14 protein-coding genes are annotated in these 19,556 nt (G+C 64.6%); 12 read left to right on the forward strand and 2 right to left on the reverse strand.

The window, feature by feature from the left end; translation table 11 throughout:
* Positions 1-19 precede the first annotated feature (19 nt).
* The 6 genes from ACOZK4_RS17755 (at position 20) to ACOZK4_RS17780 (ending at position 6,552) form a co-directional block, all read left to right on the forward strand.
* Positions 20-1,168: an amino acid ABC transporter permease gene (locus ACOZK4_RS17755; protein WP_421593028.1), complete on the forward strand. Its 1,149-nt coding sequence runs from the start codon at positions 20-22 to the stop codon at positions 1,166-1,168.
* 1 nt (position 1,169) lies between these two features.
* The gene (locus ACOZK4_RS17760) at positions 1,170-2,264 is read left to right on the forward strand and encodes an amino acid ABC transporter permease (protein WP_421593029.1); all 1,095 of its coding nucleotides are present in this window, start codon (positions 1,170-1,172) and stop codon (positions 2,262-2,264) included.
* Positions 2,257-3,702: an amidohydrolase family protein gene (locus ACOZK4_RS17765; protein ID WP_421593030.1), complete on the forward strand. Its 1,446-nt coding sequence runs from the start codon at positions 2,257-2,259 to the stop codon at positions 3,700-3,702. The genes ACOZK4_RS17760 and ACOZK4_RS17765 overlap by 8 nt, the downstream gene beginning before the upstream one ends.
* Before the next feature lie 72 nt (positions 3,703-3,774).
* Positions 3,775-5,364, forward strand: coding sequence for a sensor histidine kinase (locus tag ACOZK4_RS17770; RefSeq protein WP_421593031.1), 1,590 nt, complete (start codon positions 3,775-3,777; stop codon positions 5,362-5,364).
* The gene (locus tag ACOZK4_RS17775; protein ID WP_313532520.1) at positions 5,361-5,957 is read left to right on the forward strand and encodes a response regulator transcription factor; all 597 of its coding nucleotides are present in this window, start codon (positions 5,361-5,363) and stop codon (positions 5,955-5,957) included. Before ACOZK4_RS17770 ends, ACOZK4_RS17775 begins: the two co-directional genes overlap by 4 nt.
* A 109-nt stretch (positions 5,958-6,066) precedes the next feature.
* Complete coding sequence (locus tag ACOZK4_RS17780; protein ID WP_313532522.1) at positions 6,067-6,552, forward strand: GlcG/HbpS family heme-binding protein; 486 nt, start codon at positions 6,067-6,069, stop codon at positions 6,550-6,552.
* Between the two features lie 48 nt (positions 6,553-6,600).
* Here the strand turns inward: ACOZK4_RS17780 and ACOZK4_RS17785 are convergent, their stop codons facing one another.
* Positions 6,601-7,332 carry a GntR family transcriptional regulator gene (locus ACOZK4_RS17785; protein ID WP_421593032.1) on the reverse strand — a complete coding sequence of 244 codons (732 nt, stop codon included), beginning with the start codon at positions 7,330-7,332 and terminating at the stop codon, positions 6,601-6,603.
* A gap of 440 nt (positions 7,333-7,772) precedes the next feature.
* On the opposite strand from ACOZK4_RS17785, the gene ACOZK4_RS17790 reads away from it, so the two are divergent.
* On the forward strand, positions 7,773-9,221 hold the full coding sequence (locus tag ACOZK4_RS17790) for an amidohydrolase family protein (RefSeq protein WP_421593033.1): 1,449 nt from the start codon (positions 7,773-7,775) through the stop codon (positions 9,219-9,221).
* A 54-nt stretch (positions 9,222-9,275) separates the two neighbouring features.
* On the opposite strand, the gene ACOZK4_RS17795 is transcribed toward ACOZK4_RS17790, so the two are convergent.
* Positions 9,276-11,603 carry a pre-peptidase C-terminal domain-containing protein gene (locus ACOZK4_RS17795; RefSeq protein WP_421593034.1) on the reverse strand — a complete coding sequence of 776 codons (2,328 nt, stop codon included), beginning with the start codon at positions 11,601-11,603 and terminating at the stop codon, positions 9,276-9,278.
* A gap of 281 nt (positions 11,604-11,884) precedes the next feature.
* Between ACOZK4_RS17795 and ACOZK4_RS17800 the strand changes: the two genes are divergently transcribed.
* The 5 genes from ACOZK4_RS17800 to ACOZK4_RS17820 all read left to right on the forward strand — a co-directional run bounded on the left by ACOZK4_RS17800 (position 11,885) and on the right by ACOZK4_RS17820 (position 19,421).
* Positions 11,885-12,994, forward strand: coding sequence for a sensor histidine kinase (locus tag ACOZK4_RS17800; RefSeq protein ID WP_421593035.1), 1,110 nt, complete (start codon positions 11,885-11,887; stop codon positions 12,992-12,994).
* Positions 12,991-13,770 (forward strand): LytR/AlgR family response regulator transcription factor, encoded by a 780-nt coding sequence (locus ACOZK4_RS17805; RefSeq protein ID WP_421593036.1) that lies wholly within the window; start codon positions 12,991-12,993, stop codon positions 13,768-13,770. The genes ACOZK4_RS17800 and ACOZK4_RS17805 overlap by 4 nt, the downstream gene beginning before the upstream one ends.
* Positions 13,771-13,892: 122 nt before the next feature.
* The gene (gene bcsN / locus ACOZK4_RS17810) at positions 13,893-14,819 is read left to right on the forward strand and encodes a cellulose biosynthesis protein BcsN (protein ID WP_421593037.1); all 927 of its coding nucleotides are present in this window, start codon (positions 13,893-13,895) and stop codon (positions 14,817-14,819) included.
* 85 nt (positions 14,820-14,904) lie between these two features.
* Positions 14,905-17,076 (forward strand): UDP-forming cellulose synthase catalytic subunit, encoded by a 2,172-nt coding sequence (bcsA, locus tag ACOZK4_RS17815; protein ID WP_313529951.1) that lies wholly within the window; start codon positions 14,905-14,907, stop codon positions 17,074-17,076.
* Entirely contained in the window at positions 17,073-19,421 is a 2,349-nt protein-coding gene (locus ACOZK4_RS17820) for a cellulose biosynthesis cyclic di-GMP-binding regulatory protein BcsB (RefSeq protein WP_421593038.1), read from the forward strand. The genes bcsA and ACOZK4_RS17820 overlap by 4 nt, the downstream gene beginning before the upstream one ends.
* The last annotated feature ends 135 nt before the right edge of the window (positions 19,422-19,556 follow it).

Genomic DNA, 19,556 nt, shown 5'->3' on the forward strand with positions numbered 1-19,556 from the left:
TACATGGCGGCGAGGTTTCATGGCTTTCCTGCATGACATGCGCTTTCGCGCCTATTTTTATCAGATCGTCGCGATCGGCTTCGTGGCTCTCGTCGGCTGGACGATGTTCTCCACGGCCAGCGGCAACCTCGCCAAGCAGAACATCGCGACCGGCTTCGACTTCCTGACGCGGCCGGCCGGCTTCGTCATCACGGAATCGGCCATCGCCTTCGAGCAGACCGATACGGTCGGCCGGGCGATCCTCGTCGGCATCGCCAACACGGTGAAAGTCTCGCTGCTGGCGGCCATCTTCGGCACCGTTCTCGGCCTCGGCGTGGGCATTGCGCGCCTGTCGCACAATCCGCTCCTGGCACGGCTCGCGCTCGTCTATGTCGAGTTGCTGCGCAACGTGCCGCTGCTGCTCTATCTGTTCCTGTGGTATTCGCTGATCATCCTGATCCTGCCGCCGGTCAAGCAGGCGCTGAACCTGCTGCCGGGCGTCTATCTCTCCAACAGCGGCCTCGTCGTGCCGGCAGCACTTATCGAAAGCGGGGGGCTGGCGCTTCTCGCCTGCCTGCTGGGCGGTGCCGTTGCGGCCCTCGTCATCCGCGTCACCTCGACCCGCCGCCGCGTGACGACCGGGCAGTCCAACCATGGCGGCCTTATCGCGCTCACCGTGCTCGTTCTGCCCGCGCTGCTGCTGTGGCTGGCAAATGGTGTCGCCGTGAGCTGGGATTTTCCGACGGCAGGCAAATTCCGCCTGACGGGCGGGCTGCATGTGCGGCCGGAATTCGTGGCGCTGCTCTTCGGCCTAGCGCTCAGCGTTTCGGCAAACGTCGCGGAAATCGTGCGCGCCGGCATTCAGGCCGTCAACAAGGGGCAGTGGGAGGCCTCGGCGGCCCTCGGTCTCCCGCGCGGCAAGGCCATGCGGCTCGTCGTGCTGCCGCAGGCGCTGCGCATCATCATCCCGCCGCTCACCAACACCTATCTCACCGTGTTCAAGAACAGCTCGCTGGCCATTGCCATCGGCTATCCGGATCTCGTCATGGTCTCCAACACCGTGATGAACCAGACGGGACAGGCCATTGAAACGATTGCGATCTTCATGGGCGTCTATCTCGGCCTGTCGATTGCCATCTCACTTGTGATGAACTGGTACAATGCGCATGTCGCGCTGAGGGAGCGTTGAGATGACCGACGTCCAGGCCCTGGTCCTCGCCCCGCCGCAGCCGGCTCCGGCCGCCGCGCGTTTGAGCAAACTCTCCGCCTATTTCGGCACACCCGGCAACACCGTCATCAGCGTTGCCTCGATCGTCGCGATCCTGTTCGTCGCCAAGCTCGCGATCGGCTGGCTGTTTATCGATGCCGTGTTTTCCGGCAGCGGCGAGGCCTGCAAACTGGCGAGTGGCGCCTGCTGGCCCTTCGTCGCGCAGAAGATGCGCTACATGCTCTTCGGCTTCTATCCCTATGACGAGCAATGGCGGCCGCTCTCGGCGCTGCTGCTGCTCTTCGGCGCCTGCCTGTTTTCCATGATACCGCGCTTCTGGAGCCGGGGGCTGCTCATCGCCTGGATCGTCGTCATCCTGCCGGTGCTCTACATCCTCATGGCCGGCGGCGTGTTTGGCCTCACGCCGGTCGCGACGACGAGCTGGGGCGGCCTGCCGCTCTCCTTCATGCTCTCCTTCGTCGGGCTGACGCTCGCGCTGCCGCTCGGCATCGTACTGGCTCTGGCGCGCGCCTCCAATCTGCCGGCGATCCGGGTTCTGGCCGTCGGCTTCATCGAGATCGTGCGCGGCGTGCCGCTGATCAGCATCCTCTTCATGGCGACGGTCATGCTGCCGCTCTTCATGCCCGATGGCGTGACGATCGACAAACTGCTGCGTGCCCAGGTGGCGATCATCCTCTTCGCCTCGGCCTATATCGCCGAGATCGTGCGCGGCGGCCTGCAGGACGTGCCGGCGGGGCAGGTCGAGGCCGGCAAATCGCTCGGCCTGCATTACTGGCAGGTCATGCGCAAGATCGTGCTGCCGCAGGCCCTGAAGAAGGTCATTCCACCGATGGTCGGCCTGTTCATCGGCTTCTTCCAGGATACGACGCTCGTCACCATCGTCGGCCTCGTCGATTTCCTCGATACGGTGCGCTCCGCCATCCGCGATCCGGAATGGCAGGGCATCGCGGTGCTCGAAGGTTATCTCGTCGCCGCCGCCGTTTATTTCACCTTCAGTGCCCTGATGGGCGCCTATAGCCGTTTCCTCGAAAAACATTTCAGGACGACCCATGCCTGACATTACCGTCATCCGAAACGCCCACACCGTCGTCGCCTTCAACGCGGCAACCGGCGGCCATGCCTATCTCAACGATACGGACGTCGCCTTCGACGACAGCGGCTTCCTGCATGTCGGCGGCCGTTACGACGGTCCCTTCACGCGCGAAATCTCCGGCCGCGACCGCATGGTCCTGCCGGGCTTCATCAATGTGCACTGCCATTCCGGCGAGGAGCCGATTTCGAAAAGCCTGTTCGAGGACCAGGGCACCGCCGCCCTCTGGGGCCAGGCGATGTACGAATATTCGACGCTGATCGAGATTAGCGACGACGCGGTGAAGGCCGCGCTGACGGTGATGCTCGGCGATCTCCTGCGCAGCGGCGTCACCACCTTCGTCGATATTGCCGGTCCGCATGACTGCTGGCTGCCGACACTGGCGCAGAGCGGTGCGCGCGCCTATGTCGCCCCCGGCTTCCGCGAGGCGGCCTGGCATGTTGAGGGTAGCCATCGTCTCGATTTCCGTTGGGATGCCGCGCGGTGCCGTGAGGCCTTTGCGCGCGCGCTGGAAACGGTCGATGCGGCTGAGGCTCACCCGTCCGGCCGGCTCGGCGGCATCGTCGCGCCGGCGCAGGTCGAGACCTGCTCGCCGGACCTGTTGCAGGAAGCCGCCCAGGCCGCGCGCGACCGCACGGTGCCGATCACCATCCATGCCGCCCAGACCATGGCCGAGCATGAGGAACTGCTACGCCGCCACGGCCTGACCGCCGTGCGCTATCTCGAAACGCTCGGCATTCTCGGCCCGGATCTCATCCTCGGCCACTGCATCTTCATCGATAGTCACGCCTGGACACGCCAGCGCACGGCCGAAGATCTCGAGCGTCTCGCGGCCAGCCGTACCAGCGTCGCCCATTGCCCCGTCACCTTCGCGCGCAGCGGCATGGTGCTGCAATCGGTCGGCCGGTATCGCAGGAGCGGCGTCAACGTGGCGCTGGGCACCGACAGCTACCCCTTCAACATGCTGGAAGAGATGCGCACGGCGTTGATCAATGCCCGCATTGCCGGCGGCACGGTGTTCGACGTTTCGACGGCGGATATTTTCGACGTGGCGACGCTTGCCGGCGCCAGAGCGCTTGGCCGCAGCGATATCGGCCGCATCGCCAAGGGCGCGAAAGCGGATTTCTCGCTGGTCGATCTCAAGCATCCCGGCATGCAGCCGGTCTATGATCCCCTGCGAAATCTGCTGCATTGTGCGGCCGAGCGTGCGGTGGCCGCCGTCTATGTTGACGGCGCCTGCGTGATGGAAAACGACCGGCCGACGCGAGTGGATTACGACGGCGCGCTTTCGGAATTGCAGGCGGTGCAGGATTTCGCGGTGCGCCGTTTGCAGGCGAACGATCCGCGCGGTCGCGCGGCTTGCGAGCTCGCGCCGCTCTCGCTGCCGGTATTGCCGCATCCGTGATGCTGCGGATCGCCAAGGGAGGAGGGACGTCCTATGATGGCGTCCCCGATCCCTGAGCCGGCTTCACTTTCGATGCATCGACGCCTGACCTTCCTCCGTTCCCCCGCCGCCCTTGCCGGCGTCTGGCTGCTGCTCGTCGCTGCCTTCGGGCTCATGTCGGCTATAAGCCACCGGCAGGCGCTGGAGCAGGAGGTGTCGGAAAGCGGTCGCGCGCTGCAACGGGCGATCTCGCAGCGCGTCGCCCAGCATGATGCGCATCTGACGAGCCTCAGCGCGCTCGGTCTCGCCCGGGCGCAGCCGTCTGAGGATTTCGGCCCCGTTGCGGGGTCGATCCTGCGCTTTTACCCGCGCATCGTTGCCATCGATCTTATCAGCGTGCGTGCGGCTGAAAAAGTCGGCGTGGTGAGCTCGGCGACATCCGCGGACGGCACGACGGCTGACCCCTTGCAGGTCTTCAAGGCGGTGGAAAAGCTGCCGCCCGGCAAGGCGGTCTATGGCCCGGATGCCAAGCCCGGCCATTATCGTCTGATGAAGCGCATGGACGACGCATTGGCCGTCAGCCTGGATATCGACGGGGCAAAGCTCGTCGAGGGCGAGGAACTGCCGCGCTGGGCCTTGCTGAAGCTTTCGACGGCGGCGGGGCCGTTGCTGGAAACCGGGGCCATGCCACCCGCCGAAACGTCCTTCCTGGCCCGGACAGTCAGTTTTGACGCGCCGATCGCCAGCGTCACGCAACCGCTGCGGCTGTCCCTGCAGCGGCATGTTACGCTGGCGCAGCTTCTGCCGCCGCTGCCCTTGGCGCTCTTTGCAGCCGTGTCGCTGGCCGGCCTCGTGCTCGTGCGCTCGCTGCTGCGCCATCGTCACGAGGCGGCCGTCGCCCGCGAGGCGGCAGATGCGGCGTCGCGGCGCGAGGCGCTGCGCCAGCACGAGACGAAACTTGCCCATGCGCTGCGTATCAACAGCATGGGTGAGATGGCCTCCGGCATCGCCCATGAGCTCACTCAGCCGCTGACGGCGCTGCTCAGCCAGAGCCAGGCCGGGCGGCGCATCGCGGCGGCGAACGGCCTGGCCGATACGCCGATCGACAGCGTGCTGGCGGCAAACGTGCAGCAGGCTAAGCGCGCCGCCGACATCCTGGTCCGGCTGCGCGCCTATGTCGGCAAGAGCGCGCCAGAAGCGGGGGTGCACGATCTGGGCCGACACGTCGCCGATATCGTCGCGCTCTCGCGTATCGATCTCGATCGGCGCGGCATCGCGCTCGATATCGATCTTTCGGATGCACCGGCTCTGGCGCGCGTCGATCCCGTCGAGATCGAGCAGGTCATCCACAACCTCATCCGCAACGCCGCCGATGCGGTGGAGCAGGCGGGGCGAGGGGATGGGCGAGTGCTGGTGTCCCTGAAAGCTGCGGGCGGGAACTTCGAGATCGCCGTCTCCGACAACGGCACCGGCATTCCACCGGATATTCTGCCACGGCTGTTCGAGCCGTTCTTCTCCAGCAAGCCCGACGGCATGGGCCTTGGCCTCAGCCTGTGCGAAAGCATCGTAGAGCGTTTCGACGGCAGCATTTCGGGAGAGAACGACCCGAAGGGCGGCGCGGTCTTCACCGTGCGCCTGCCGGCCGCGCGGGAAACCACAGGACGAGAGGAAGCAGCGGAATGACGATAGCGCCGGTCTATCTGGTCGATGATGACGAGGGGGTGCGCAGCGCGCTGTCGCTGCTGCTCGGCACCTATGGCATCCGCATCGAGGCGTTCGGCGATCCGACCGCCTTTCTGGCGCGGGCACCGAAATTGAAACCGGGCGTGCTGATGCTGGATCTGCGCATGCCCGCCATCACCGGCCTGCAACTGCATGAAAAGCTTGGCGCCATCGGCTGCGATTGGCCGACGATCATCTGCACCGGCCATGGCGACGTGCACGCCTGCCGGCGGGCCTTCAAGGCCGGCGTGGTGGATTTCCTGACGAAGCCGATCGACGAGCAGGTGCTGATCGAGGCCCTGCAGCAGGCCTCCGGTGCGCTCGACGCGCGGGCGGAGAAGGCGGAAGCCGCACAGCTTGTCGCGCAGCTGACCGATCGCGAGCGCGAGGTGCTCGACATGGTGGGCCGCGGCTGGTCGACCAAGGAGATCGCGGAGGCCCTGCAACTGTCGCCCCGCACGGTCGATACGCACCGCGCCAATATCGCCCAGAAACTCGGCACGACGTCGGTCGCGGAGTTCGCGCGCCTCTCCCTGATCGGGCAGGCTCCGTAGTCCTACGGACCCCGCTCCGTCCGTCCACCGATACCGCAAAACGCGAAAACCTCCGAAAAGAAGGACGTCGCCGCCAACGAGACCTGAGCGGCCCCAGATGGAGATACTCATGAAGACGTTCGTAGCCGCTGCCTTTGCCGCCCTGACGCTTGCTGGCGCCGCCCAGGCCGAAATCCTCACCGAGCGCAACATGCCGCTCGACATCGCCGTCGAAGCTGCCGATGCCGCCGTCAAGGCCTGTGCCGCCAAGAAGTTCAACGTCACGGTTGCCGTCGTCGACCGCGCCGGCTTGACCCGCGTCGTCCTGCGCGCCGACCGCGCTGGCCCGCATACGCTCGACAGCGCCGTCCGCAAGGCCTACACCGCCGCTTCCTTCCGCACGCCGACCCAGAAGATCGCCGAAAACGTCGGCAAGAACCCGGCGGCTGCCCAGCTCGTTTCGATCGACAAGCTGCTGGTTCTCGCCGGCGGTGTTCCGGTCAAGGCCGGTGAAGAAACGATCGGCGCCATCGGCGTCGGCGGTGCTCCGAGCGGCGATATCGACGACGAATGCGCACGCGCCGGCATCGAAGCCGTCAGCGCCAAGCTGAAGTAATCGCGGATTTTAATCGAGAGCCCTGGTTTCCGTTGGAAGCCGGGGCTTTTATGCCGAACGGAAGAGCGCGTTGAAGTCGACGCGGGTCGGCTGTTCCTCGAGATCGATCTGCGCCTCGATGTGGCGCAGGTGATGGTCCATCAGGCTTGCTGCGCGTTTGGCGTCTCTGCGCTTCAGCGCATCGATGATTTCGGCATGTTCGCCATGCGAGCAGGGCACGGCGCCGGGGGATTCGTAGAGCGCGATGATGAGCGACGTGCGCGAGACGAGTTCCTGTACGAAATCGCGCATCACCACGTTGCCGGCCATGTTGGCCAGTTCGAGGTGGAAATCGCCTGACAGTTGGACGCGGCGCTTCTTGTCGTTGCGCGCCACGGCATCGGCTTCGTCTTCCACCATGCCGGCCAGCTGGCGAATATTGTCTTCCGTGACCGTCAGCGCCAGCTTTTCGATCAGCAGGCATTCGATGCCGCGCCGCGCTTCAAAGACCTGCCGCGCCTCCTCGATGGACGGCCGCGCCACGAAGGCACCTTTGTTGGGGATAAGCTCGACCAGCTTCTCATGGGCAAGCCGTTGCAGCACCTTGCGGATGATGGTGCGCGACACGCCGAAGGCGCCCGCCAGCGCGTCTTCCTGCAACGGGGTTGCGGGGCGCAGGCGATGGTTGATGATGGCGCCGTAGATCTCGCCATGGATATGCGCGTCGGTCGGGCCTGTCCGCTTTCTGGACTTCGTGGCCGCAGCGTGCACGCCGGCCGTTGTTTTCGACGCCTGGTCCATCATCTCTCCCTCGATCGGCGGTCGCTCCGCCCGACCGCTCCATCGCCGTTTTTTCCGTTCATTCCCCGGGCACAGTCCGACGGGAATGGGTACTTGCGCCGAGCAATACAAGATGGTGGACGTGATCCGCAACACACCGCGCCAGCGCTGTATACCAAATTCCGGAAATTTGCGGGTGTTCTGGTTTGGAATGCGGGATTTTACCGCTGATGTGAAGCCGGATCCGGCCCCGTTTCACAATTCGCCAGGAGGCCCATGGGGCGAGCGCTTCCAGCGGAGGTTTCACGCGCCTTCGCCTGGAGATGCGCAGGAATGCCGTTCATCGGCTGTCGTGCCGGTCACATGCGGGCTATAATGGAATATCGCTTGCATTCCGCCAAGGTCTCGCCGATGATTTTGTGTACAATAATTACTATATTTGTATGAAGAAGGGAACGGGCATGAACCAGCCGGATGTGCTCCTGCGCAATGTGACGGCGCTGACCGTCGACGAGGAACGCCGTGTCATCGAAGGCGCCTGGATCGCTGTTGCGGGCGACCGCATCGTCGGGATCGGTTCTAAGGAGGATGAACCGCCGGAGGGCGCGAAGGAGGTCATCGACGGCACCGGCATGGTCGCCATGCCGGGCCTCATCGATTGCCATTCCCATGCCGGCCACGGCCTCATCCGCGCGGCCGGTTACGGTGACGTCGACCGCTGGACCGAGGTTTGCGAGGGCGTCTATGCCCAGGGCTCGACACCGGATTTCTGGCGGACGGAAGCGCAGCTCACCATGCTTGAGCGGTTGATGGCCGGCGTGACGACGGGCATGACGCTGCTCGGCGGCGGGGCCGATATCATGCGCACCGACGACCCGGCCTTCGGCGACGCCCATTGCGGCGCGACCGCGCAATCGGGCCTTCGCACCATTCTCGCCGTCGGCCCCCGCCGTCCGCCGTTTCCGCGCAGCTTCCGCCGTTTCGACGACGGGCCGGTGCGCGATGTCGCCGTCACGTTCCAGCAGCAACTCGACGTCAGCGAAGACCTCATCACGCGCTGGAACGATGTGCTCGGCCGCGGCACCGGTGTCTGCCTGATGATGCCGGTCTATAATGCAAAGCAGATCGAGGATCCGGCCGACCGCCGGGAGATTGCCGCCATGGGCGAGGCCATCATGGCATTGCGCGAGCGGCTGGGCGTGCTCTTCACCCAGGACGGCCATCGTGAGGGCTCGATCGCGCTCGCCCGTGATTTCGGTTTGCTCGGTCGTTTCGCGCTGCTCGGCCACAGCGTGGACCTGACGCCCGAGGATTTTGCGGCCTTGAAGGAGACCGGCGCCTCCATCATCCACAATCCGAGCGCCATCATGTCGATCTATGGCCGCTGCCCCGTGCCGGAACTGCTTGATGCCGGCATCAATGTCTGCATCGCCTCGGATGCGTCCGCGCCGGATCGCGGCTACGACATGTTCCGGCATATGACACAGGCGATGCACTATCATCGCCGCCATTTCCGCGATCCCGCCTATCTGCCGCCGGGCAAGGCGATCGAGCTGGTGACGATCGATGCCGCCCGGGCGTTGGGACTGGAGCATGAGATCGGCTCGCTGGAGGTCGGCAAGAAAGCGGATATCGTGCTGGTCGATATGCGCAAGCCCCATCTCTATCCGCCGGGTATGCCGGTGCTGCGCATCGCGCATTTCGCCAATGCCGCCGACGTGGATACGGTGATGGTCAATGGACGCGTGTTGATGCGTGGTCGCAAGGTTGCGCATCTGAACACGCAGGACATTCTGGAAAATGCGGCCGTGGAGCAGCGCAAGGCTTTCGAGCGGGCCGGGCTGGAAGACTGCCTTTCCGAGCCGACCGGCTACTGGCGCAACACGCGCTACGAGTCCGTCGCGCCCTGATCGGAGAACGGGGCGGCCGAAGCCGCCCCGCCTTTTCTCATAGGATGTCCTGTCTTACAGGATGAAATCGCCCTTGACGAAGTCGATGGTCTTGTCGAGACGGACCGAGAAATCGGCGACGCCGTCGCCGTTCACGTCACCATAGAGAAAAGTGTCGCCGTCGCTGTTCACGTAGCGAAGCTGGCCGGCCGATTTGGTGAAGGCCTTTTCGCCGATGAAGGTGAAGGCGTCGTTCGTGCTTGTCGATGCGCGCGCGTCGATGCCCGAAAGATCGATCCTGTCGCCCTGGCTCTGCGAGAAGTCGTAGATCATGTCGCGGACGGTCGTCGTGCTGTCCTTGTAGCTCGTGAAGACGAAGCGGTCGGCGCCTGCGCCGCCATAGAGCTTGTCGGCGCCGCCGCCGCCATAGATCTGGTCGTTGCCGGCGCCGCCGTTGATGATGTTGGCAGCACCGTTGCCCTCAAGCCGGTCGGCATAGGCCGAGCCGATCAGGTTTTCGATTGCGGAATAGGTGTCGCCCTTGGCATCACCGGTGTTGGAGGTCGGCTTGGCGAAGCTTGCCACGACGCCCGCCTTGGCATCCGCATAAGAGGCGGCGTCGCTTCCGTTGCCGCCGTAGAGCTTGTCTGCACCGGCACCGCCGATGAGAACGTCGTTTCCGTCCTCGCCGTAGAGCTGGTCGTTGCCGGCGCCGCCGCTGAGGCGGTTTGCAGCACCGTTGCCTTGCAGCTTGTCGCTGAAGGCCGAGCCGATGAGCCACTCGATGGAGGAATAGGCGTCACCCTTTGCCTCGCCGGTGTTCGCCGTGGGTTTGAGGAGGCTCGCAACGACGCCGCTGGTCGCGTTCTGATAGGAGGCCGTATCGGTGCCGCTTCCGCCATAGAGCTTGTCGGCGCCGGCTCCGCCATTCAGCACGTCATTGCCGCCGGCTCCGTTGAGGATGTCATTTCCCGCATAGCCGTAAATCGTGGTGTTGTTTTCGCCGCCCTTGATGGAATCGGAGCCCGCCGTACCCTTCTGGACGGCCTCGTTGGAGATGGCGGTGAGAATGAAGTCACCCTTGGTGGAAGACGAGTAACCGGCGACGTCGAGGAAGACCTTGCCGGAGCTGGTCGCCTTGAATTCGATAAGAGCGGACGCGTCCGCATCCGAGATGATGACATTGCCGTTTGCGTCGCGCAGGATCAGTTTGAGGCCGCTCGCCGCCGCCGTACCCGTGCCGCTTGCTGTGAACGTGTAGGTGACGCCGGCCTTGGCGGTGAAGCCGTACCAGTCGCTGTCGGCTTGCACGTCGATCTTGCCGCCGATCGTCCGGCCGGCGAGAATGCTGTGGGTCGTCTTGACGTTGTTGAAGACGGTGTCGAGGCTGGGGTTGGAAACGATGTATTTGCCGATATCGCTGGAGTCGGTCACCTCAAGGAAATAAGTGCCGCTGGTCTTGGCGGTGAAGGTGACGAGGCCAGTGGCCGAGGAGTAGTTTACGCTGCCGGCGATCTTGTTGCCATTCGCGTCGCGCAGATAGATATCGCCGTCCGGAAGGCCCGATGTGCCCGTGCCGGTGACTTCGAAAGCGTAGCTGATGCCGGCCTTCAGCGCGACCTTGAACCAGTCGGAATCCCCCTTCACATCGATCGCGCTGGTGATCTTGGCGCCAGTGGCAAGCGTGGTGGTGGTCGCCGTGTTGCGCAGGATCGTGTCGTTGCCGAGCCATTTCAGGCTGTAGTTTCCGGTGTCGTTGCTGTCGCGCACCTCGACGAAATAGGTGCCTGACTGCAGGGCGGCGTAGACGATCGACATGCTGGTGTTGGAATAGTTGATGCCATCCACCAGGACGTTGCCATTGGCATCGCGCAGCGTGATATCCGGATCGGGCAGTGAGGAACCGGAGCCGTCGCCGGAGGCGGTGAAGCCGTAGTCGAGGCCTGCCTTCAGGCTGATCTTGAACCAGTCGGAATCGCCGGCGACATCCATTGCGCTCTTGACCGTCTGGCCGATGGAAAGCGTGGCCGACGTGTTGACGTCGCGGCGGATCGTGTCGTTGCCGAGCCAGGTGAGGATGTAGTTGCCAATGTCGCTGCCGTTATCCTTGACGCCGACGAAGTAGGTGCCGCCGGCAAGGGCCGAGAAGCTGATCGTCACCGTGCTGGAGGAATAGTTCGTTTCGCCTTTGAGGTAATTGCCGTTGGCGTCGTAGAGATAGAGATCCGGATCGGGCATGGACGAACCGGAGCCGTCGCCGGAAAGGCGGAAGCCGTAGTCGAGCCCCGCGGAAAAGGCGGCCTTGTACCAGTCGGCGTCGCCGGAGGCGGTCAGGTTGTTCTTGATGACCTGGCCAGTGCTGATCGTTGCGTTCGTCGATGTGTCGCCGGGAATGGTGGACATATGAACTCCTCAAATCAATAGGGGATTCTGCATGGCAGCGGCGGGCTTCGGCGCCCGTCCGTGGCAGCGGAGCGGCGAGGCTCGTCCGACGCAGCCGTGCGCCGCCCATCGCCGATCATCGAATCTCGTTCGCTTCCGCCGCGTCCGGGAAAGAACATGGCGGGCAGCGCCGATGGAGCGAATTTCTGCGAACGGCCCTGCTGCGGCGACGAGCGTCTATCGACAGGCGCGGCAATCGGCGGAATAGTCCTGATTGAACAAGGGCGGTTGCGAGGGATGGAATGGCCAGTTTAGCCGAGGCCGGTTTTGGAGCGGTGGCACGCAAGGAGACCAGGCAAAATCGCGAGGACATGGAGCGGCGCAAGGCCGTCTTCCGTCTCGCCGCTGCCTATTGGGTGGCCGTTTTTCTGTCGACGAGCGTGCTCTGGGCGGTCGCCGGAACGGACCCGATCGAATCCGCGCCAGGCAAACTCGCCTCGATCGCCTTTGCCCTGGTGCTGACGACGGGCATGACGATGCTGCTCAAGCGCACACTGTCCTGGCCGCTCTGGCAGCAGGCGATGGCAGCCTTTGCCCTCTCGCTTGCCGCCACGCCGGTTTCGGCCGTCGCCGACTACCTGATCTATGTCGTATGCGTCTATCCGGCGCCGGCGCCGGTCGATGCCAAGGAATTGGCCTATAGCCTTATCTTCGGCATGTCGCTGTTCTTCGGATGGTGCTGCCTCTATCTCGTGCTCTGCTACAGCATGGCGCTCGCCGAAGGCGAGCGGCGCATGGCGGCGCTGCGCGAAGAGGCACTATCGGCGCAGATGCGGGCGCTCGCCTATCAGGTCAATCCGCATTTCCTGTTCAACACGCTGAACGCCATGACCGGGCTCATCGAGGAGGGGGCGAATGCGCATGCGCGCGGCATGGTGCTGAAACTCTCCGCCTTCCTGCGCAAGACGCTGACGCTCGACCCGACGCAGGATATCCCGCTCGGCGAGGAGCTGGCGCTTCAGTCGGATTATCTTGCGGTGGAAAGCACGCGTTTCTCAGACCGGATGAAGGTCTCCTTCGCCGTGGATGACGATGTGCGCGAGATCTGCGTGCCGCCGCTGATCCTTCAGCCGCTTTTCGAGAACGCGGTTAAATACGGCGTAGGCGCGACGCGGGGGGCGGTGGAGATCATGCTGCGTGCGGAGCGCCTTGACGATGCCCTGGTCATCACCGTGGAGAACGATACCCCGCCGGCCGACGCGGACGGGATGCCGGCGGGCATGGGCATCGGGCTGCGCAATGTCGCCGACCGCATCGCAGCGCATTTCTCCGGTGCGGCGTCACTCTCCAGCGGCTATATCCGCCCCGGCCGCTTCGGTGTGCGCCTCTCGCTGCCGCTTGCGCGTTCATGACCGGCGAACGCGAGCTGACCGCTGTTGTCGTTGATGACGAGCCGATCGCGCGCCGGCGGCTCGTCCGCCTGCTTGCCACCATCGGCGGCGTACAGGTGGTGGCCGAGGCCGGCGACGTCACGGAGGCGGTCGAGGCGGCGCGCCGGCACCGGCCGGACCTTCTGCTGCTGGATATTCGCATGCCGGGCGGCGATGGCTTCGACGTGGTCGATGCCCTGCGGGATGCACCGCCCGCCATCGTCTTCGTCACCGCCTTCGGCCATTATGCGCTTCCGGCCTTCGCCGCCGATGCCGTCGACTATCTGACGAAACCGGTGGAGGAGGAGCGGCTGGCTGCTTCGCTCCTGCGCGTGCGCCAGCGCCTCGAGACCCGCAATGCCGCCGAGCGGCTGGCGGAGATGACGGCGGCGTTCGATGTCTTGCGCAAGGCGATGCGTCAGGAGCAGGCGGGCCTGCCGCCGTTCTGGGTGCGCTCGCGCGGACGGCTGGTGCGGGTTTCGGCAGGGGGCGTCACCCGTATCGATGCCGAGCGGGACTATGCGCGCCTCTATGCCGACGGAGAAACCTATCTGCTCGACGAGACGCTCGCCTCGCTCGAAAGCCGGCTGCCGGCCGAACAGTTCATCCGCGTCCACCGATCCACGATCCTGCGCTTGGAGGCCATCAAGGGCTTTCGGCGCGGCCGCCATGGTTCCTGGTCGGCGGAACTTCTTGATGGCAGCGAGGTCCGCATCGGCCGCAGCTATCTGTCCTGCATGAAGCTCGTCGGCCTTTAGGGCGGATTGCCGGCATGTGGTGGGATCTGGGGATTCCTATTCGGCGCCCGTCGAAATATGAGTGATCCATGGATGATTCGGCAGCGATTCGTTTTTTCGGCCGCGGCGGCGGCGCGTTTCGGATGGGCTCCCTGTTGGCGACGGTCGCCATCGGGTTGCTTGGCGGTTGCGCTGCGCGGCCAGGCGCGGGCGTCGCGACGCTTTCCTCGACGGTCCCGACGGCAAGCGCGCTGGTTCTGCCCGCGCCCGGCACGCTGTCCATCGTCAGCGTGATCCAGCGCCAATACACCAATGCCATCGAGCAGCAGATCGCGCTGTCCACCTCGGCCTCGACATCGGGCCAGAATTTCATCAGCATCCAGGCCTTCGGCCCTGCCGAAACGGTTGCGATGCCCGCCGGCGGGCTGGCCTTCAAACCTGTGCGCCATTCGGCAATCCAGGCGGAAATCCGCGCCTATGTGCCCGGTGGTCGGCTGACGATCTCCAGCAATTTCGTGCGCAACACCTATGGCCCCTTCGGCTATGCCTATGGTCCCGGCGCCGGCGATGACGGTTGCCTCTATGGCTGGCAGCAAATCCGCTCGGACGAGGCCGACCGCAACCTTCTAAACAGTTTCGGCATGCTCCAGATTCGCCTGCGCGTCTGCCAGGCGGGGGCAAGCGAGAAGGAGCTGGTCGAGTTGATGTACGGCTACACCGTCACCGGCGGTTTTTCCGGCGCGACCTGGAACCCCCACGGCACGCCGGCGGCTGTCGATGCCGAGGTCGGCGGCGGCAAGCCGCTGCGCGTGGCGATCGACGAGCCGCGGCGCACCGCGGTCAGCGTCGAGACGATCGAAAAGGCGCCCGTCAGCCGGCGCGCTGCCGAAACCAGACCTGTTGTCGCCCGGCGTACGGAGCAGGTGGTGGCCAAGGATATGGTGGTGGTCCCGTCGCCCACCGGCGGCGCGAACACCACGACGACAACGGCAGGCGCGGGGGAAGATGCAATCGTCGTGCCGTCACCCGTATGCGTTACGGGCGCATCGGGTTCGGCAACCTGTAATTGACAAAGCGGTCGCCCAGCCTAATTTTTCCTTAACGTAATGGTGCATAAGGTCCGGGCTGGAACGCTATGATGGCGAAGGGCGGCGCATGAGACATACTGGCACGATCATCCTGTGGGCGTTTGTCTCTGCCCTCGTGATCCTCGTCATCACGCTGCCGATCAATCTGCAGACCCAGCTGATCGCCAGTATCGCGGTCGTCACCCTCATGGCCGTGATCAAGGTGCTCAGGGCGGAAGGCATCTGGCGGCTGATCGCGCTTGCCTTCGGCACCGCCGTGGTGCTGCGCTATGTCTACTGGCGCACGACGAGCACGCTACCGCCGCTGAACCAGCTGGAAAATTTCATTCCCGGCTTCCTGCTCTATCTCGCCGAGATGTATAGCGTCATGATGCTGGCGCTCAGCCTCTTCGTGGTTGCGATGCCGCTGCCGCCGCGCAAGGGCCGCAGGGCCGAGGAGGAGCGGCTGCCTTCGGTCGACGTGTTCGTGCCGAGCTACAACGAGGATGTCGGCCTGCTCGCCAACACGCTCGCCGCCGCCAAGGCGATGGACTATCCGGCCGACAAGCTGACCATCTGGCTGCTCGACGACGGCGGCACGGAGCAGAAGCGCAATGCCGCTGCCGTGATCGAGGCGCAGACCGCCGAAGCGCGGCACCGCGAATTGCAGGACCTTTGCCGCGATCTCGGCGTCAACTACCTGACGCGCGCCCGCAACGAGCATGCCAAGGCCGGCAATATGAACAACGGCATGCAGCATTCGACGGGCGAACTCATCGCCATCTTCGATGCCGACCATGCGCCTGCCCGCGACTTCTTGCGCGAGACGGTCGGGTTCTTTGCGGATGATCCCAAACTTTTCCTTGTCCAGACACCGCATTTTTTCCTCAATCCCGATCCGCTGGAGCGTAACCTGCGCACCTTCGAAAAGATGCCGAGTGAGAATGAGATGTTCTACGGCATCATCCAGCGCGGCCTCGACAAGTGGAACGCCTCGTTCTTCTGCGGCTCGGCCGCGGTGTTGAGGCGCACCGCGCTCAACGAGGCCGGCGGCTTTTCCGGCCTGTCGATCACCGAGGACTGCGAAACGGCGCTGTCGCTGCATTCGCGAGGCTGGAACAGCGTCTATGTCGACAAGCCGCTGATCGCCGGCCTCCAGCCTGCGACCTTTGCCAGCTTCATCGGCCAGCGCAGCCGCTGGGCGCAGGGCATGATGCAGATCCTGCGTTTCCGTTTTCCGCTCTTCAAGGGCGGGCTCTCGGTGCCGCAGCGGCTTTGCTACATGTCGTCCATGCTGTTCTGGCTGTTTCCGTTCCCGCGCACGATCTTCCTCGTCGCGCCGCTTTTCTATCTCTTCTTCGATCTGGAAATCTTCACGGCTTCCGGCGGCGAGTTTCTGGGCTACACGCTCGCCTATATGCTCGTGAACCTGATGATGCAGAACTATCTCTACGGTTCGTTCCGCTGGCCGTGGATATCCGAGCTCTATGAATATGTGCAGAGTGTGCACCTGTTGCCGGCCGTCGTCTCCGTGATGCTCAATCCGACCAAGCCGACCTTCAAGGTGACGGCGAAGGACGAGTCGATCAGTGTCTCACGCCTGTCGGAAATCAGCCGGCCGTTCTTCGTCATTTTCGGCGTGCTGTTCATCGCCTTCCTAATGAGTATCTACCGGTTCTATGCCGAACCCTACAAGGCGGACGTCACCTTCGTCGTCGGGGCCTGGAACCTGCTCAACCTGCTGATTGCCGGCTGCGCGCTCGGCGTTGTGTCCGAACGCAGCGAGAAGGCGTCGAGCCGGCGTGTGACGGTCAAGCGCCGCTGCACCTTCGTGCTCGACGGGCGCGACTATCCCTCGACGCTGGAAAACGTCTCTGCCAACGGTGCGCGCGTGCAGGTCTTCGGACTGGAGACGCAGGTCGAGGCGAATGCGCGCGGCTATCTGCGCTTCACGCCCTCGGGTGCGACGGAGGAGGAATCGCTGCCCGTCGAAGTGCGCAATGTCGAAAGCCTCGGCAGCGTTCTGGCCGTCGGCTGCCGTTTCATGCCGGAGGTGGCGCGCCACCATTCGCTCGTCGCTGACCTCATCTTCGCCAATTCCAACCAGTGGAGCGATTTCCAGGTTTCGCGCCGTTACAATCCCGGCCTTTTCCGCGGCACCCTCTGGTTCCTCGGCATCGCCGCCTACCAGACGAGCCGCGGGCTTATCTATTTCGTTCGCAGCTTCGGCGGCGAACGCAAGAAGGAGCGCGCGTCGTGAGGTTTTCTCCCCCAAGGTCCGCGCTGCTCGGCCTTGCTTTCCTGCTCTCCGCATCGACCGCCTTCGCCCAGCAGGCGGCTGTACCTTTCGACATGTCGGGCGAACGCGGGCCGACGACGGATACAAAGCCGGCGATCGTCGATGACACAACGCCTGCCGTCGAGACCAAGGTGCCGGATAAGGCGACGGAGGTTTCCGATACCGCGACGCGGCGCTACATCATTCCGGCGACGTCGCTGATGCTCGAAGGCGAGGCGGCGAGCCGTTCCTTCCCGGTCTATCTGACGCCGCAGCAGGCGGCGGCTGCGACGTCGATCAATCTCGGCTACTCCAACGCTGTCGTCGTGGCCCCGGAAGTCTCCAGCCTCACCGTCGTCGTCAATGATGTGACGGTCGGCGAAATGCCCGTGCAGTCGCCAGAGGGCACGAAGGACATGCGCTTCGACCTGCCGACGGGCCTGCTCAGGCCGGGCGTCAACCGCGTGACGTTCAATACCGTGCAGCGCCACCGCACCGATTGCACGATCCGCTCGACCTATGATCTTTGGACCTCGCTTGATCCGGCGCGCACCTATCTGACGGTGCCGCGCGATACCAGCGGCCGCCTGCTCACGACCGACGACATTGCCGGCATCGGCGTCGGCCCGAACGGCCAGACGAAATTCACCATGGTCGTGCCCGAGATGGGGCAACCGGTCGCCACCAATGCCCTGATGCGCCTTACCCAGGGCCTTGCCCTGATGGCGAAGATGCCGAACCAGACGTTCGATGTGGTCGATGCGCTACCCGCGACGGGCGGGGCAGGTGAGTTGCAGGTCATGGTCGGCACCGCGGCCGATCTTGCGCCACTCCTGCCCGGCCTGCCGGCCTCCGCCCGCTCCTCGGCGATCGCCACCTTTGTCGATGCGCCCTCGGGCGACCGCAAGGTCTTCGTCGTCAGCGGGCCGGACTGGCCGTCCATCGAAGGGGCGGTGGAGGGCATGGTCTCTCCCATCGACCGGCCGCTTGGTGTGGCGCGAGAGGCGCTCAGTGTACGCCAGCGCAATGCGGCCGAAATGCCGCTGGTGGCAGGCGAGGCGACGCTGAAGCTGGCTTCGCTCGGCGTGCGCACCGCCGAGTTCAGCGGCCGGCGCCTGCGCACCGGCTTCGACATCGGCATTCCCTCCGACTTCTATGCCGGCGCCTATGGCGAGGCGACGCTGCTGCTCGACGCCGCCTATTCGGCGGAAGTGCTACCGGGCAGCCATGTCGATATCTACGTCAACGGCAATATCGCCTCGACGGTGCCGATCACCAATCGCAACGGCGGTATTTTCCGCCATCTGCCGATCCGCGTGACCATGCGGCACTTCCGGCCGGGGCCGAACCGCATCGATATCGAAACGGTGCTGATGACCGCCGCCGACAAGGTCTGCGCGCCCGGCTCCAGCGCGTCGGAAGAGCCGCGTTTCGCGCTCTTCGACACATCCGAATTCCGCATGCCGCGGTTCGCCCGCATCGCGCAGCTACCGAACCTCGCCGCCCTCTCCGGCACCGGCTTTCCCTATTCGCGGGCGACCGATCCGATCGCGCTCTATCTCGACCGTCTCGACACGGACACGCTGTCGACGAGCGCGACCTTCCTCGGCAAGATGGCCGTTTCGAGTGGCCGGGCGTTGCTGGTGCGACCGGAATCCTCGGCGCTGGCGATCGGCGAGCGGGACGCCATCCTTTTCGGTACGATCTCGCAGCTTCCTCCCCTTGTGCTCGGCCAGACGCATATCGCGGCGGAGAGTGCTTCGAGCTGGGGTAGCGCGGGCGCCGGCGCCGGGCAGGGCGCGACACAGGATGCGCTCAACGAATGGCAGTCGCGGGTGCGGGGCGGCTCCTGGCGCGGACAGATTTCCGCGTTCGAGACGTGGCTGCAGGAGACCTTCGACATCTCGCTGTCCTCGCTTCGCCTCCTGCCGGGCGCGGAGGCACTGGTGGCGCCCGACGATACGGCCCGCTTCCTCGTGGCGCAGGGCGACAGCCCCGAGAGCACGGCCGTGTGGACGGTCGTTTCCGCCCCGACGGGTGCGGATCTTCGTGCCGGCATGGATGCGGTGGCGCAGGACGACCGCTGGCAGCAGCTCGACGGTTACATGACGCTGGAGAGCAAGGATGCCGACGCGCTCGATACACGCGCGGTCAGCCGCACGCGGTTCGTTGCAACCCAGGCGTGGACCTTCGCCAATGTCAGGTTGATCGCGGCGAATTGGCTGTCGTCGAACATTCTGGCCTATGCGCTTGTTTTTTGTGCGCTGTCGATTCTGCTGGGCATCGCGACCTCAGGGCTTCTGCGTCGTTTCGGCCGCCCGCTCTGACGAGATCCCGCAACACTGACGGGTGGCTGTTTACGGCCGGTTAACCCTATCGCGCTTTTATCAAAGCTCGTTGGTTTCTTCCCGGCGGCGCTTGGCGTTGCCTTTGCGGACTGGAAGGAGCCGTGTGGTTGATAT

Source organism: Shinella sp. M27, assembly GCF_049199905.1.
In the GTDB taxonomy this organism is placed as follows: Bacteria; Pseudomonadota; Alphaproteobacteria; order Rhizobiales; family Rhizobiaceae; genus Shinella.